This window comes from Paenibacillus sp. FSL H8-0537, assembly GCF_038051995.1.
In the GTDB taxonomy this organism is placed as follows: Bacteria; Bacillota; Bacilli; order Paenibacillales; family Paenibacillaceae; genus Pristimantibacillus.
The window spans coordinates 4,088,576-4,104,653 of record NZ_CP150290.1 but is presented as its reverse complement, the minus strand read 5'-3'; the positions used below and the strand labels follow the sequence as shown (position 1 = coordinate 4,104,653).

14 protein-coding genes are annotated in these 16,078 nt (G+C 49.9%); 13 read left to right on the top strand and 1 reads right to left on the bottom strand.

The window, feature by feature from the left end:
• Positions 1 to 96 precede the first annotated feature (96 nt).
• The 13 genes from trpE (at position 97) to MHB80_RS17260 (ending at position 14,739) form a co-directional block, all read left to right on the top strand.
• The gene (trpE, locus tag MHB80_RS17320; protein WP_341278159.1) at positions 97 to 1,689 is read left to right on the top strand and encodes an anthranilate synthase component I; all 1,593 of its coding nucleotides are present in this window, start codon (positions 97 to 99) and stop codon (positions 1,687 to 1,689) included.
• Positions 1,686 to 2,741 carry an anthranilate phosphoribosyltransferase gene (trpD, locus tag MHB80_RS17315; protein ID WP_341278158.1) on the top strand — a complete coding sequence of 352 codons (1,056 nt, stop codon included), beginning with the start codon at positions 1,686 to 1,688 and terminating at the stop codon, positions 2,739 to 2,741. Before trpE ends, trpD begins: the two co-directional genes overlap by 4 nt.
• Complete coding sequence (trpC, locus tag MHB80_RS17310) at positions 2,728 to 3,522, top strand: indole-3-glycerol phosphate synthase TrpC (protein ID WP_341278157.1); 795 nt, start codon at positions 2,728 to 2,730, stop codon at positions 3,520 to 3,522. The genes trpD and trpC overlap by 14 nt, the downstream gene beginning before the upstream one ends.
• A 5-nt stretch (positions 3,523 to 3,527) precedes the next feature.
• Entirely contained in the window at positions 3,528 to 4,256 is a 729-nt protein-coding gene (locus MHB80_RS17305) for a phosphoribosylanthranilate isomerase (RefSeq protein ID WP_341283015.1), read from the top strand.
• Complete coding sequence (trpB, locus tag MHB80_RS17300) at positions 4,253 to 5,458, top strand: tryptophan synthase subunit beta (protein ID WP_341278156.1); 1,206 nt, start codon at positions 4,253 to 4,255, stop codon at positions 5,456 to 5,458. The genes MHB80_RS17305 and trpB overlap by 4 nt, the downstream gene beginning before the upstream one ends.
• Positions 5,445 to 6,251, top strand: a complete 807-nt coding sequence (gene trpA / locus MHB80_RS17295; RefSeq protein ID WP_341278155.1) for a tryptophan synthase subunit alpha — start codon at positions 5,445 to 5,447, stop codon at positions 6,249 to 6,251. The genes trpB and trpA overlap by 14 nt, the downstream gene beginning before the upstream one ends.
• A gap of 279 nt (positions 6,252 to 6,530) precedes the next feature.
• Complete coding sequence (fabZ, locus tag MHB80_RS17290; protein WP_341278154.1) at positions 6,531 to 6,953, top strand: 3-hydroxyacyl-ACP dehydratase FabZ; 423 nt, start codon at positions 6,531 to 6,533, stop codon at positions 6,951 to 6,953.
• A gap of 249 nt (positions 6,954 to 7,202) precedes the next feature.
• On the top strand, positions 7,203 to 7,838 hold the full coding sequence (locus tag MHB80_RS17285; RefSeq protein ID WP_341278153.1) for a TetR/AcrR family transcriptional regulator: 636 nt from the start codon (positions 7,203 to 7,205) through the stop codon (positions 7,836 to 7,838).
• Positions 7,839 to 8,024: 186 nt separating this feature from the next.
• The gene (locus MHB80_RS17280; RefSeq protein WP_341278152.1) at positions 8,025 to 9,329 is read left to right on the top strand and encodes an MFS transporter; all 1,305 of its coding nucleotides are present in this window, start codon (positions 8,025 to 8,027) and stop codon (positions 9,327 to 9,329) included.
• Positions 9,289 to 11,628 carry an ABC transporter permease gene (locus tag MHB80_RS17275; protein ID WP_341278151.1) on the top strand — a complete coding sequence of 780 codons (2,340 nt, stop codon included), beginning with the start codon at positions 9,289 to 9,291 and terminating at the stop codon, positions 11,626 to 11,628. The genes MHB80_RS17280 and MHB80_RS17275 overlap by 41 nt, the downstream gene beginning before the upstream one ends.
• Positions 11,629 to 11,650: 22 nt before the next feature.
• Complete coding sequence (locus MHB80_RS17270; RefSeq protein WP_341283014.1) at positions 11,651 to 12,403, top strand: ABC transporter ATP-binding protein; 753 nt, start codon at positions 11,651 to 11,653, stop codon at positions 12,401 to 12,403.
• Positions 12,404 to 12,542: 139 nt separating this feature from the next.
• The gene (hisC, locus tag MHB80_RS17265; protein ID WP_341278150.1) at positions 12,543 to 13,640 is read left to right on the top strand and encodes a histidinol-phosphate transaminase; all 1,098 of its coding nucleotides are present in this window, start codon (positions 12,543 to 12,545) and stop codon (positions 13,638 to 13,640) included.
• A gap of 4 nt (positions 13,641 to 13,644) precedes the next feature.
• Complete coding sequence (locus MHB80_RS17260) at positions 13,645 to 14,739, top strand: prephenate dehydrogenase (protein WP_341278149.1); 1,095 nt, start codon at positions 13,645 to 13,647, stop codon at positions 14,737 to 14,739.
• A gap of 376 nt (positions 14,740 to 15,115) precedes the next feature.
• Here the strand turns inward: MHB80_RS17260 and MHB80_RS17255 are convergent, their stop codons facing one another.
• On the bottom strand, positions 15,116 to 15,976 hold the full coding sequence (locus tag MHB80_RS17255) for a collagen-like protein (RefSeq protein WP_341278148.1): 861 nt from the start codon (positions 15,974 to 15,976) through the stop codon (positions 15,116 to 15,118).
• Between the last annotated feature and the right edge of the window lie 102 nt (positions 15,977 to 16,078).

The following is a 16,078-nucleotide window of genomic DNA, read 5'->3' as shown; positions in this document are numbered from 1 at the left end:
TTACTTTTTTGTCCTCATCTTAAATCAACGCCCCTGCCTTGGCAGGGGCTTTTTATTTTGAATGTTTCTACACATAGCGAGAAGGGGGACGTAACGATGAATAGTGAATTACAGCAAGTGGTCAAGCTCTCTGAGGAATACAATCTCATTCCGATCGTTCGTTATATGATGGCGGATACGGAGACGCCGATTCGGCTGTTTCAGCATTTTGCCAAGGAAAAGCATGCATTTCTGCTTGAAAGTGTAGAGGGCGGCGTGAAATGGGCGCGTTATTCGTTCATTGGAACCGATCCATTTATGATGCTGTATGGCAAAAACGGCGAAATGATTTTTGAGAAAAATGGTGAAAAAATCAGCTTCGACGATAAGCCGCTAAGCTTGCTGAAGGATCATCTTCGTTACTATCGCAGTCCGGCGATGTCCCATCTTCCGCCGTTTACGGGCGGGGCTATCGGGTTTTTCGGCTACGATTTGCTGCAATATTATGAGAAGCTTCCAGCCCACCGGATTGATGATTTGCAAATGAATGATTTGCAGTTTATGTTCTGCGATCAGGTCATTGTGTTCGACCACTTCAAGCAGCAGCTGCAAATTATCGGCAATGTGCATGTGCCGAAGGAGAAGACGCAGACGGGCATTGTTCAGTCCTACGGCGTCGAGGAAGCTTATAACGCAGCAGTTGCCAAAATCGAAGCGACGGTCGAGCGCCTGCAGCAGCAGGTGAAAATCCCCGTGCCAATCGGTGCTGGCGTGCCTACTATGCCCGAGGTTGGCGATGTGCAGTCCAATTTGACGAAGGAGCAGTTCATCGCCAATGTCGACAAAGCGAAGGAGTACATTCGCGCAGGCGATATTTTCCAGGTGGTACTGTCCCAGCGCTTCAGCATTGAGACGGATGTTGATCCGCTGCATGTGTACCGCGTACTTCGCACGATGAACCCTTCACCGTACATGTATTATTTGAAAATGGGTGAAGAGGTGATCGTTGGAACATCGCCGGAGGCGCTCGTTAAAGTAGATGGCAGCAAGGTGGAAACCCGCCCAATCGCCGGAACGCGCCCTCGCGGCAAAACGCCGGAGGAGGATCTGGCGCTGGAGCAGGATCTGCTGGCAGATGAGAAGGAGCGGGCGGAGCATCTGATGCTCGTTGACCTAGGTCGCAACGACATTGGCCGTGTATCCGAGTTCGGATCGGTGAAATGCGATTCCTTCATGGAAATCGAGCGTTATTCCCACGTTATGCATATCGTTTCGAATGTGACGGGCAAGCTGCGGGAGGATAAGGATTTTTACGATGCGTTTCTCTCTTGTCTTCCTGCCGGCACCGTATCCGGCGCACCAAAGCTGCGGGCGATGGAAATTATTGCGGAGCTTGAAAATGAAGCTCGCGGCGCTTACGCTGGAGCGATTGGTTATTTAGGCTTCGGCGGTTCGCTCGACACCTGCATCACGATTCGGACGATCATTTTCAAAAATGGCAAAGCCTACGTGCAGAGCGGGGCAGGCATCGTCTGGGATTCCGTTCCGGAGAGCGAATATACCGAAACGGTGAATAAAGCGAAAGCGCTGCTGACGGCCATTCGGGCCGCTGAGCAGCTGTTCGGCAAGCCAGGAGACGCTCGCGATCAGAGCTTCAATGCCATTAATAGCGATTATTACATTAAAGCAGGGGAGGGTTTCGTACAATGACAAACAGCCTGACACCGATTACGATGCAAAGCGCGTTAACTAAATTAATCGGCAGCGAGCATTTGTCACGGGAAGAAGCCCGCTCCGTTATGGATATTATTATGAACGGCGAAGCGACGCCGGTTCAAATTGCAGGCGTGGTGACTGCGCTGCGCATGAAGGGCGAGACGAAGGACGAAATTACGGGCTTTGCCCAGGCGATGCGGGCGCATTCGAGCCATGTGCAGACCGAGCAGGAGGGGCTGCTTGATACGTGCGGCACAGGCGGCTCCGGTATTCATAAATTCAATATATCGACGTCCTCGGCGATTATTGCGGCGGCAGCGGGCATTCGCGTAGCCAAGCATGGCAACCGTGCAATGTCGGGCAAAGCGGGCAGCGCTGATGTGCTGGAGGCGCTGGGCGTGCAAATTACGCTCACGCCGGAGCAGGCGGAGGAATGTCTGAAGCAGGTCGGCATTTGCTTCATGTTCGCGCAGCTGTACCATCCATCGCTTCGCCATGCTTCTGTTCCACGTAAAGAGCTGGGCATTCGGACGATTTTTAATATGCTGGGCCCGCTGACGAATCCTGCTGGTGCTGATCGCCAGCTAATCGGCTTGTATGATGCTAAGAAAACGGACACCGTCGCTTCGGTGCTGGCAGAGCTTGGCGTCAAACGCGCGATGGTCGTGAGCAGCAACGACGGGCTGGACGAAATCAGCATTTCGGCGCCAACTAGAGTATCGGAGCTGCGAAGCGGCGAGGTTCGCACGTATGAAATTACGCCGGAGGAGTTGGGCTTGACCCGCTATCCGATCAGCGAGGTGCTGGGCGGCGATCCTGCGGCCAATGCGGCGATTATTCGCGGCATATTCAGCGGAGAGCAGCGCGGCGCTTATCGCGATATCGTGCTTGCGAATGCAGGGGCTTGCATTTATGTGGGCGGAGCTGCTGCGAGCTTGACAGATGGTGTTAAAATCGCGGCGGACATGATTGATTCCGGATTAGCCGAGCAAAAGCTGCTGGGCCTCATTCAAACGACAGGAGAGCTGACCCATGTTTTTGGATAAAATCGTAGTAACAAAACGCGAAGAGGTTGAAGCATTATCGGCCACATTCCAATTAGCGGAATATGAGCGGACGATTGCCGAGCGTGCTCCGTGCCGCGGCTTTGAGCGTGCATTGACTGCGGGCCGCAAGCGCACCGTTGGACTCATTGCCGAGGTGAAAAAAGCCTCGCCTTCTAAAGGGCTGATTCGCCCTGAGTTTCACCCGGCGGAGCTGGCAGCTGCTTATGAGCAGGCCGGCGCGGATTGTATTTCCGTGCTGACGGATCGGCAATATTTTCAAGGGGCAAATGAGTATTTGACGCTCGTGAAGGATACGGTCAGCATTCCGCTGCTCCGCAAGGACTTTATTATTGATTACCGTCAGGTGTACGAGGCGAGAGTCATTGGGGCGGATGCGATTTTGCTCATTGCGGCGATATTGACGAAGCAGCAGATGTCTGAGCTGTATGATACAGCTGTTTCGCTTGGCATGGATGTGCTGGTCGAGGTGCATAATCGCGAGGAGCTGGAGGCGGTGCTTGAGCTGAATAAAGCGACGCTTATCGGAGTCAATAATCGCGATCTGAAAAGCTTTGTCACCGATCTGCGTACAACGGAGCAGCTGATCGGCTTGATGCCGCAAGGTGTGACCGTTATTAGCGAAAGCGGCATTGCCGGTCCGGCAGATATGGATTATTTGCAAGGTATTGGCGCGCAAGGGGTTCTAATTGGCGAACATTTCATGCGCCAGGCTGATGCAGGTCAGGCTATTATCGATTTGATGGGTCCGGTGGGCCGCTAGTGCAGATGCAGACGACTCCCCGTATTAAAATTTGCGGCCTGAAGACTGTGGAGACGATTCAGCAAATGGACGGATTGCCGTTCCATGATATTGGATTTATATTTGCGGCTAGCAAGCGTCAAGTGCTTCCTGCGCAAGCAGCAGAGCTGGTTGCGGCAGTACACAGCTTGAAGGCGGCAGCGGGGCAGCGTCCCCAAACCGTCGGCGTATTCGTCAATCCTGCGCTTGCGGAGCTGCGCGAGACGCTGGCTACTGCTCCGCTCGATGTGGTACAGCTGCATGGCAGCGAAACGCCTGCTTTTTGCCAAGCGGTCCGTGAGCAATTTGCGGTTAAGGTGTGGAAGGTGTTTTCTATACGTAATGAAGCGGTTGTTCAGTCTGAGGATTCCACAGGCAAGGGCGCTGACAAGGGCACGGATGCTCATACAAGTGCCGATGAGGCGGCTGCCCGACTCTCTCCTTATGCTGGCAAGGTCGATGCTGTATTGATCGACACAGCCGGGGGAGGTACGGGCAAAGCGTTCAACTGGGAGGTTATCGACGACTACCAAGCTGCGGCAGCACAGTTGAATGTGCCGCTTTATGTAGCGGGCGGTCTAAACCCGGACAACGTACAGGAATTGTTAGCTGCGTACGCTCCGAGTGGCCTTGATGTGTCCAGCGGAGTAGAGACGGACGGCGTTAAAGATATTGAGAAAATTAGATTATTCGTCAGAAAGGTGATGCAACGATGAACCGAGTACCGGATGAAAATGGTCGTTTCGGCAAGTTTGGCGGCCGTTATGTTCCCGAGACGTTGATGAACGCACTGCTTGAGCTGGAGGAAGCGTACAACCACTATTCCAAGGATGAATCCTTCCAAGAGGAAATCCGCAATCTGCTGCATAAATATTCGGGCAGACCTACCTCGCTCTATTATGCAGAGCGTCTGAGCGAGCAGCTTGGCGGCGCAAAAATTTATTTGAAGCGCGAGGATTTGAACCATACGGGCGCCCACAAAATCAACAATACAATCGGTCAGGGCGTCCTGGCGAAGCGCATGGGCAAAACGAAAATTATTGCTGAAACTGGCGCAGGCCAGCATGGGGTTGCTTCGGCAACGATTGCGGCATTGCTTGGACTGGAATGCAAAGTATTTATGGGCGAGGAAGATATGAAGCGCCAGCAGCTCAATGTTTTCCGTATGCAGCTGCTTGGAGCGGAAGTCGTGCCGGTTCTTTCGGGAACGCGCACACTTAAGGATGCCTGTAATGAAACGCTCCGCTACTGGGTTAGCCATGTAGACGATACTTATTATATTTTGGGTTCAGCGACAGGGCCGCATCCGTATCCGATGATCGTCCGCGATTTTCAGCGGATTATCGGTGACGAATCGCGCAAGCAAATTGTGGCAGAGGAAGGGCGCCTGCCGGATTATGTAGTAGCAGCGGTTGGCGGCGGCAGCAATGCAATCGGTATTTTTTACCCGTTCATTGAAGATGCGGCTGTGCGTTTGATCGGTGTTGAAGCTGCGGGACGCGGAGTAGAGACCGATGAGCATGCGGCTACCATGACGAAAGGCCGTCATGGCGTATTTCAGGGCTCGCTGAGCTATGTGCTGCAGGATGACAACGGACAAGTGCTGCCGGCGCATTCCATTTCGGCAGGTCTCGACTATCCAGGCATTGGCCCTGAGCATTCGTATTTGAAGGATTCGGGCCGGGCGGAATATTTTCCGATTACGGACGATGAAGCAATGGACGCTTTGCAGCTGCTGTCGCGTACAGAAGGCATCATTCCAGCGCTGGAGTCGGCGCATGCGATTGCCCAGACGGTCAAGCTGGCACCAACGCTTGCTAAAGATCAAATTATTGTCGTCAGCCTGTCCGGCCGCGGCGATAAAGATGTAGAGACGATTATGAGCAAGCTGGGAGGCGCAGTCGATGAATCTCATTGATACGGTATTTACAAAGCTACGTGAGGAAAAGCGTACCGCGCTGATCCCTTTTATAACGGTGGGGGATCCTGACCTCAAAACCTCACTGGCGATTATTAAGCAGCTGGAGGAGTCTGGCGCTGATCTAATCGAGCTGGGCGTTCCTTATTCTGACCCGCTCGCCGATGGTCCGGTTATTCAACGGGCTTCCGAGCGCGCCTTGAGAAGCAGCATTACGCTTCGCGACTGTATTGAAGCGGCAGCGCAAGCACGCGAAGCTGGCGTGAAGCTGCCTTTCATCCTGTTCACCTATTTCAATCCGGTGCTGCAGTTCGGTCTGGAAGCCTTTATGGAGTTGGTGAAAAATAAAGATATCAGCGGTTTGATCATTCCCGATCTGCCGATTGAAGAGGATGCCGAGGTCCGCCAGCTGGCGGAAGCCGCGGGCATTCACCTTATTCCGCTTGTCGCTCCGACCTCCAAGGATCGGGTCGTACGTATTTCGCAAAAGGCGAAAGGCTTCGTCTATTGCGTCTCCTCGCTAGGCGTAACGGGCGTGCGCGCCGAATTCCACAGTGGGATCGACGATTTCCTCGCTACCGTGCGGGAAGCGACTGATCTGCCGATCGCCGTTGGCTTTGGCATTTCGAGCCGCGAGCAAGTGGAGCGTTTCTCCAAGCAATGTGATGGTGTTGTGGTAGGCAGTGCAATTGTACGCAAAATAGAAGAATCCATTCCGCTGCTTGCAGAGGAGAAGACCCGCGCAGAGGGCTTGAAGCAGATCGGCGAGTTTGTAGCCGGGCTCAAAGGCTAGGGCATATTCAGCCTCTTAGCGAGAGGCATCATTTAAGAGGCGCAGAATACGAGCATATTCTGCGCTTCTTTTTTTTAGGCTAAAACGAACACACCTCACGTTGACAGTAAGGACCATGAGAACACAACGTCGAATAAGAAGATTATGTTGGTAACTTCATGTCTGTTTTCTGTGAAGGATACAAACGCTAAGCTTAGACGGATGGCTTATTGTTGAGCTTATGGTTAGTTTTTCCAAATAGTGTTAAAATGGTAGTATACCTAGAAGAGGAGGCAATCCATGTTTGATATTGAAAAAATAAAAGAGGTAGTTCCTCATAGATATCCCTTTCTTTTGGTTGATAGAATCTTGGAAATTGATGAGGGTAAAAAAGCTGTTGGAATTAAAAATGTGACAATCAATGAACCTTATTTCATTGGTCATTTTCCCGACTATCCCGTTATGCCTGGAGTCTTAATTGTAGAAGCACTGGCGCAGGTCGGTGGTATCGTTACGTCTAAAGGAGAAAGCAGTAAAATAGGATTATTGACTGGTATTGATAATTGTCGATTCAAGAGGCAAGTAAAACCAGGAGACCAACTTATTCTTACATTCGAAGTAACTCGAATCAAGGGGCAGATAGTTAAAGGAAAAGGCGTCGCCACGGTAAACAATGAACTGGTTTGTGAAGCCGAAATAATGTTTGCATTCAGCTCGATTTAGGTTTTTAAGCGGGGAACATCAGCAATAGAACGAACGCCGCAAGGCGTTTTTCTTAAGATATAGGAAAGTATATGATTTTCTCATCCTTACTCTATATTTCTCGGACTGAAACGCGCTGCGCCGCCAAAGGACGGCGATAGCCGTTTCACCTTATGTCAGCTCAAAAATAAGATTGATTATGCTCAAATAATGGCCTATACTAGCACTAGACCGACCGACGGTCTATAGAGGGGAGCGACGAAGCGGACGATGCGTATACTGAAAGATCCGGAAGAACGCAAAAATGAAATTTTAGATACGGCAGAAATGCTTTTTTATACGAAGGGCTACAATAAAACGACGATTAATGACATCCTTCAGAAGATTGGCATTGCGAAGGGGACCTTTTATTATTACTTTAAATCCAAAGAGGAAGTTATGGACGCGATCATTATGCGGATTGTGGCGGCGGATGTTGCTTCTGCAAAAAGCATAGCCGCAAGTTCGAATCTGCCAACCTTGGTCAAGCTGTTTCAAATTTTGATGGCTCAGAAGCCTAAGAATGGTGACCGTAAGGAGCTGCTGCTGGAGCAATTCCACCAGGTCGGCAATGCCGAAATGCATCAAAAAAGCCTCGTACAGACCATTATTCACTTGACGCCTGTATTAACAACAGTCATTGAGCAAGGCATAGAGGAGCAAGTTTTTCAAACCGAATACCCCAAGGAGACGGTGGAATTTTTAATTGTATCTTCCACTTTTCTGTTCGATGAAGGTTTATTCGAATGGCAGCCAGAGGAAATGATCCAGAAGGCGAAGGCTTTTATTCATGTTATGGAATTGACGCTGGGAGCGAAAAAAGGCAGCTTTGATTTTATTTTTGATATGCTGGCTAACCCGAATTAACCTTGAATAACCGCTTTAGCGCTGCATCCAAGCTGCCCATGAAAGGCGTGGCCGTTAGCGTATCCAGTTATCTGATACCTGTTCAATGGTTGGGTACGCTTGTATGCCGGCTTATTTTTTTGAATGTTATAGACTGACGGTCAGTCTATAAATGAACGAACCTATTTTTTAAGGAGGAGCTAATCGATGATACAAAGCCAAGCGAAAAAAGAGCTGTTCGGAAGAAGCTTCCAGCTGCTCCTATTGGGACAAATTATTTCGATTTTGGGCAGCGCTCTGCTGCGCTTTGGGCTATCGCTTTATGCGCTGGATCTTACAGGGCGAGCGGATATTTTTGGCACTCTCTATGCGTTATCCAGCATCCCGCTGCTGCTGTCGCCAATTGGCGGGGCCATTGCCGATCGCTTCAACCGCCGTCATTTAATCGTTATATTCGATTTTGCAAGCTGTATCGTTGTTCTGGGCTTTTTGTTCCTATTGGCGGGGGGGCACGCGACGGTTGTTGTTATTGGTATGGTGATGGTATTGCTTTCGCTGATCAGCGCGATGTACCAGCCTGCTGTGCAAGCGAGCATCCCGCTGCTGGTGCAGGAGAGCCGGCTTGAGCAGGCCAATGGAATGGTAAATGGCATCGGCGCCCTTGCCCAAATGGCTGCCCCGGTGCTTGGCGGCATCCTGTATGGCGTCCTTGGCCTGCAAACGTTAATGATCGGAAGCGGTATCGCTTTTTTACTGTCAGCCGTCATGCAGCTTTTTATGGAAATCCCGTTTGTAAAACGCGAGCAGAAGCGAAATATCGTCGCAACGCTTGCAGCAGATATGAAAGTCGGGTTTGCCTATGTAGCCCAGCAGCGCTCGATTTTAAAGGCGATGATATTAGCGGCGCTGCTTAATTTTATTTTAACGCCGTTTTTTGTCGTCGGCGGGCCGATTATTTTGCGGGTTACGATGCATAGCAGCGATACGCTTTATGGAGTTGGCATGGGCATTGTGGAATGCAGCACGATTTTAGGCGCACTAATGATCGGCATCTTTGCGAAAAAAATGCAAATGAGCTCTTTGTATCGGTGGCTGCTCATCATTGCTGCATTGATATTGCCATTATCGATGTCGCTAACGCCATGGATGCTGGGGCTTGGTTATTATCCAGCCTATGTTCTATTTATGGCAAGTGTCGTTCCGATTGCGATGGCACTGACGATGATTTCGATTTTTGTGCTGACCCGGGTGCAAAAGCAGACACCTAATGACCTGCTTGGAAAGGTGATGGCCATCATAATGGCGGTCGCACAGATCGCGGCACCTGTTGGGCAAATCGTCTACGGCAAGCTGTTTGAAACGTTTAGCTTGCAGGTTTATTTCCCTGCGCTGCTCATGTTCGTAGCAATGCTAGTGATGGCTTGGGTGACGAAAAGGTTTTATCACAATCAAATAGAGAAGGGGCAGGAAGATGCTAGAGAAAATGTGGAGAAAAGATATCGCAAGGAATAAGCTGGTTACCGCTATTTTATGTATGTTTATTATGATTTCCTCGCTGCTAGTGGCAAGCAGTGCAAGCATGCTTCTAGAGCTGTTTCGTTCGGTGGATGACTGGTTTGAGAAAGCGGGCGTCCCTCATTTTGTACAGATGCATGCCGGGGAAATCGACCAGCAGGAGATAGAGGATTTTGCCAGCCGCAGTAAGCTGGTGAAGGAGCAGCAAACGGTTGAGATGATTTCAATTGAACCGGCTCATGTTTATTTTGGCGCCAGCGGCGAGTCAGAGGCGGGCAGCGTCATGGAAATGAGCCTTGTGAAGCAAAACAAAGCGTTCGATTTTTTACTTGATTTGGACAATAAGCGGCTGGATGTGCTTCCAGGCGAAATAGCAGTGCCGATTTATTTTATGCAGCAGCATGGCTTGGAGCTCGGGGATACGGTGCGGCTGGCGACGGGCTCCTTTAGCAAAACCTTTACGCTAAAGGATTTTGTTAGGGATGCCCAGATGAATCCGTCTATTGTCAGCTCAAAGCGTATCGTTGTAAGCGATTCGGATTGGGAGACGCTTAAGGGCTATTTTGCCGAAAAAGAATATTTGATCGAATTTCTGCTGCATGATGGGGAGCGAACGAGCGAATTTGAACAGCTCTACCTAGCTTCTGGGCTTCCGCACCAAGGGACTGCGATTACATATGCTCAATTTCGGCTATTGAATGCGCTGACGGATGGCGTTGCGGCCGTTGTCATTCTTTTAGCCAGCGTGCTGCTGATCGTCATCGCCTTTCTCTGCCTGCGGTTTACAATGCTCGCTGCGCTGGAGGAGGAGGTTTATGAGATTGGCGTCATGAAGGCGATTGGTATAGCCGGAAGCGAAATCCGCCAGCTTTATTTAATGAAATATCGGCTGATCGCTTTGACAGCGACTATGGCGGGGTGGGTGCTTTCCTTATTTGCAGAACGGGCTTTCATGGCAAATCGGAGCCTATACATAGGCACAGCTGAAAAAAATACGCTAAGCTATATCATCCCCTTGCTGGGGGCAGGTTTTATTTTTCTATCTGTGATGTTGTTCTGCCGTGTGGTTTTGGGGAGATTTAAGCGAATATCAGCCGTTGAAGCCTTGCGCTCAGGCAGCACTTCGGCCAAAGGGCGGATGACAAAACGGCTGAAGCTCCATCGCAGCCGGCTTATCCCTGTAAATATATTTGTCGGCATTCAGGATGTGTTCGTCCGGATTAAAACATTCGGCTTGCTGGCCCTCGTATTCACGCTTTGCTTCTTCCTGATCATAGTGCCTGTGAATTTTTTGAATACGATGAAATCACCTGATTTTATGACTTATATGGGGGCGGGGAAGAGCGATATTCAAATTGATATGCGGCAAACAGGCGACGTAGCGCAGCGATACAGCGAGATGATCGCCTATATTCAACACGACAATGACGTGGAACTCTATTCTCCGCTCGTAACGAGTTCTTATAAGATGCGCAGCGACGATGGTGTCTATGAAAATGTGAGCGTGCAAACGGGCGATTTTTCGCTGTTCCCGCTAGCTTATTTAAGCGGGGCTGCTCCCGCTGCAAACGATGAGATCGCTCTTTCTTATCTGCATGCGAAGGAACGCGGCAAGCAGCTCGGAGACACGCTGACGCTCATCGTTGCTGGGGAAGAACGAGTGCTGAAGCTTTCGGGCATTTATCAGGATGTGACCAATGGCGGCAAGACAGCTAAAGCGCTGCTGCCTTATGAAGCACATTCCGTCCTCTGGTATATGGTCAGCTTGGATGTAAAGCCGGGCGTAGCAATTGGCGAAAAAAGGGCTGAATACGCAGATGCCTTCTACCCGGCTAAGGTGACGTTTATGGAAGATTATTTATCTCAGACACTTGGCTCCACCATAAGCCAGCTGCAAAAAATAACAGCGCTCACCTTAGCGGCAGCACTCGCCATTGCGCTGCTGATTACCGCTTTATTTTTCAACATGCTGATCGTGAAAGACGCTTCTGATATCGTCATTATGAGAAGCCTTGGGTTTTCCTTGAAAAATATCCGCCTGCAGTACATCATCCGCTCATTGACGGTATTGCTGGCGGGGATCGTGTTAGGTACCGCAGCAGCGGGAAGTCTTGGGCAGGGCGTAGTCAGCATGCTGATGTCATTTATGGGCGCAGCCCGCGTCGAATTCGTCGTTAATCCGTTTGTGGCCTACATGCTTATTCCTTTGATATTCCTCGCTGTAGGACTAGTAACGACGCTGCTTAGCAGCCTAACCATAACGGCAAATGTCAAAAGTGCTGGCGCAGCTAAATAATTTTCGAAAAGAGGGCATCATGATGACCATCGTGTTAGAGGCGAAAAACGTAAACAAAAGCTATTCTGTAGGCAAAAATAATGAACAGGCTGTGCTGAAAAATGTGAATCTGCAATTGCAGGCAGGTGAGTTCGTATCTATAATGGGGCCTTCTGGCTGCGGCAAGTCTACCTTGCTGTACACGATTAGCGGGATGGACAAAATGACGTCCGGCAGCGTTGCCATACAAGGGCAAGAGCTTGGCAGTCTATCCGAAGAGCGGTTGGCTCAGCTTCGCTTGAGCAAAATGGGATTTGTTTTTCAACAGAGTGGATTTTTGAAAAATCTCAGCCTGCTCGACAACATTATTTTACCCGCTTATATGGCGAAAAGAGAGAGCCGCGCTGCTATTGAACGGCGGGCCAGCGAGCTGATGCAGCGGACTGGAATTGCCGAGCTTGCCAATGCTGACAAGACGGAAGTGTCCGGCGGACAGCTCCAGCGGGCAGCCATTTGCCGGGCGCTTATCAACCAACCGGAAATCGTGTTTGGCGATGAGCCGACAGGAGCTCTTAATTCCAAGGCAAGCGATGAGGTCATGGCTATTTTAACCGAATTAAATCATGCGGGGACGACGATCATGCTGGTGACCCATGATGCGAAGGTGGCTGCCAAAACACAGCGCGTATTATTTATGCTGGATGGCCGCATCGTGGGCGAGCGGGTACTCGGTCAGGCTGAATTGAAGGTGCGGGAAGCAAAACTATCCTCATGGCTTGCCGAGATGGGATTTTAGATTTTTTCTTAAGGCAGACGCGATCAATTGCAATAGAACATCTTTTAAAGCGGGGCAAGATGTGAGACAATAAGCCTTATGCAATTGATATTTATATATCAATTAATCTGTAGATATATAAGAAGAGGTGGTCGGCAGCATGCAGCCAAAAAATAATATTTTACATCTCCCTGTCTATCAGCCTGGCAAGCCGGTTGAAGATGTGAAGAGAGAGCTTGGGCTAACTGAAGTCACGAAGCTGGCTTCCAATGAAAATCCACATGGTTGTTCGGAGCAGGCTAAAGCGGCAATCTTGGAAGAATTGAACCAAACGAATATTTATCCTGATGGCGCGAGCCTTGAGCTTGCAGCAGCACTTGCGGGCCATCTTAACGTAAAGCCGGAGCAGCTGATTTTCGGCACAGGCTCTAGTGAAATTATTTTAATGCTGGCTCGTGCGTTTCTCGTTGCAGGGGACGAAACGATTATGGCGGACGAGACATTCCCGCAGTACAAGCATAACGCTGAAATTGAGAACGCTCGCATCATCGAGGTGCCTTTGAAAGATGGCAAGCATGATCTTCCTGCCATGCTGGCAAAGGTAACGGAGCGTACGAAAATCATCTGGATTTGCAATCCGAACAATCCGACCGGCACCATTGTGACGAAGGATGAGCTGACTGCTTTTTTACAGCAGGTTCCGAGCCATGTGCTCGTTGTGCTGGATGAGGCGTATTGCGAGCTTGTTACAGATCCCGCCTTTCCTAATGGCATTGAACTGCTGAGCAGCTACCGGAACTTGATCGTACTCCGCACATTCTCGAAGGTATATGGATTAGCGGCGCTTCGTATTGGTTATGGCGTTGGCGACCCGGAGGTGCTTCGCTTTATTAATCAGGTGCGGGAGCCCTTTAATACAACGAGAATCGCGCAGGCAGCCGCTAAAGCGGCCGTGTCTGATCAGGCTTTTATTCAGCATGTTGTGCAGCAAAATGCAGCGGGCATCGCTTATTTTGCTGCGCAGTTTGACCGGCTTGGCCTTGTTTATTATCCGGCGCATGGCAATTTTATTATGGTCGATGTAAAGCGTCCATCTCCGGAAGTATTTGATGCGCTGCTGCGCAAAGGCTTTATTATTCGTTCCCGCTGGACGTATTACCCGACCTATATTCGGGTCAGCGTAGGCACGAAGCAGCAAAATGAGCAGTTTATAGCTGCTTTGGAGCAGGTTTTGCAGGAAGTGGCGGTGCAGTCATAAGGTTATGGTAAAAATAGCGATATTTGGCGTTGGATTAATTGGCGGATCACTTGCCCTTTGTTTTAAGGGCAAGCCGGACGTAACGGTTGTGGGCTATTCCAACCGGGCGTCCTCCGCAGAGAAATATGTCAATCGTGGCGTCGTTGATTCCGCAACGACGTCTGTTCGGGAGGCGGCTGTAGACGCTGACTTTATATTCCTCTGTGTTCCTGTAGGCAAGCTGGAGGAGTATGTAGATGAGCTGAGCCAGCTTCCGCTGAAGCCGGGCTGTATTGTGACGGATGTCGGCAGCACGAAAGCTTCCGTGGCGCTATGCGGACGCAGACTGGAGAGCCAGCCGGGCGTGTCGTTTATCGGCGGGCATCCGATGGCAGGCTCGGAGCGCTCTGGCGTTGAAGCGGCATCGACCCATTTGTTCGAAAATGCTTTTTACGTCCTCACGCCTGACGCGTCGACTCCGCAGGGCCAGCTGGACAAGCTCACCCAGCTGCTTGCGCTGACGAAAGCGCACATTGTTAGTGTGGATGCAAAGTCGCATGATGAAATCGTGGGCGCGATCAGCCATCTGCCGCATATGATTGCAGTTGCGCTGGTCAACCAGATCCGCGGCTACAATGAGCAGGATCAGCTTTATGCTTCGCTGGCAGCGGGAGGTTTTCGCGATATTACCCGTATCGCCTCAGGCGACCCGGTCGTATGGCGCGACATTTTGGTTAATAACAAAGGTGTGCTGCTTAAGCTGCTGAAAGACTGGAATGCAGAAATCGCTACATTCGTAGACCTGCTGGAGCGGGAAGATGGCGAAGGCATAGAGGAGGCGTTCCGTACAGCTGGGGAATTCCGCAGCAAGCTGCCTGAGCGCCGCAAAGGCATGCTGCATTCGATCTATGATTGTTATGTAGACGTACCCGATCATCCCGGCATTATCGGTAAAATCGCCAGCGACCTCGGCAAGGAGCGCATCAATTTGAGCAATATCCATATTATTGAGAGCAGAGAGGACGTTCCAGGCGTTCTAAGGCTTTCTTTCCGCACGCAGGAGGATTTGGATCAGGCTCAGCTTGTGCTTGCGGATGCGGGTTTTGCGGTTCATCAATAAAAATAGCAATTTGGCCCCGCAGCAGCTTTTGAGCTATTGCGGGGCTTTTTTATTTAGAAACCATGCTTCTGACGAACAAGCGACATTAGCTGGAAGGAATATAAGCGTTTTCAAAATATATTTCGAAAAAATGAAAACGCTTATTGACATATTGGAAGCGTATACATATAATAAAAGTACAGTATGGTTTCTCTCCACTCCTATCCAAAACTTATGTTCTGTAAATGAACATGGACCGCCTATATGGCGGTCTTTTTTTTGTTGTATTACGAAAGTAGCTTAAAGGACATTTATAGAGAGATAGTTCTAAATAAAAAAGGCTGACCAGAAGTCATTTCTAATGACTTCTGGTAACAGCCCTGTAGAGTAGACTAGATTATGCTAGTTTTTCAATGACAATAGAGGCACTCACGGTTGGCGTTCCGCCGCCGATAGCGTTTTGCAATACCACATTGCCCATGCTATCAATACGATTTAAAGTCAATACGCCGCCAGCGGTCAATTGCACAACGACTTGACCTTGGTAAGGATTGTTGCCTGCTGCTGTACCATAGTTGCTGCAAGGCACAAGTGTCGCGACAGTTGGGCCTGCTCCGTCCGGATCGAAGAATAAACCAAATGCAGAGTTTCCAGGGGTTGGGAATACTTCCCAGCTAATGTTGTAAAAGCCGTTTTCGTTAATGATAATATCGCTTGGTGGAGAGAACGTAAGCGCAGTTGCGCTAATAACCGTATTGTTAAAGGTTACTGCCCCTCCTTGCCCGCCTGGTACCGCTGCTGCTGCAACAATTTGTTCTTCCGTGCTGCATAGGAAGGCGAAGGAAGAAATACCGCCAGCTGGTCCTTGAGGCCCTTGAGGTCCTGTTAGCCCTGTTAGCCCAGTGGTTCCTTGCACGCCTTGAGGCCCTTGAGGTCCTGTTAGTCCCGTAGCTCCAGCAGGTCCTTGAAGTCCAGTAGCTCCAACTGGCCCTTGAGGTCCAGTAGCTCCAGTGGCTCCAGCAGGTCCTTGTGGACCCGTCAGCCCTGTTGAGCCAGCCGCACCTTGCAATCCTTGTGGACCAGGTGTAGGGGTAACATTAACTTTAACTTTAGGAGCAGGACACGATACTTTAACAACTTTTTTCTGTATAATAATATTCTTTTTTCTTTTAGGTTTACAAACCGTAATAACTTTTTTATGACAGCTTTTCATTTTCTTGTTTTTGTACTTATTAATCGTACAACTCAATGAATACACCTCCTAAGATTTGAGTTATCATACGTAGGAGGTGGAAATTTGGAAGGGTAAATACCCAAGGTTTACTAGACTAATATCTATCTTTGTGCAAGAAGGGCGAAT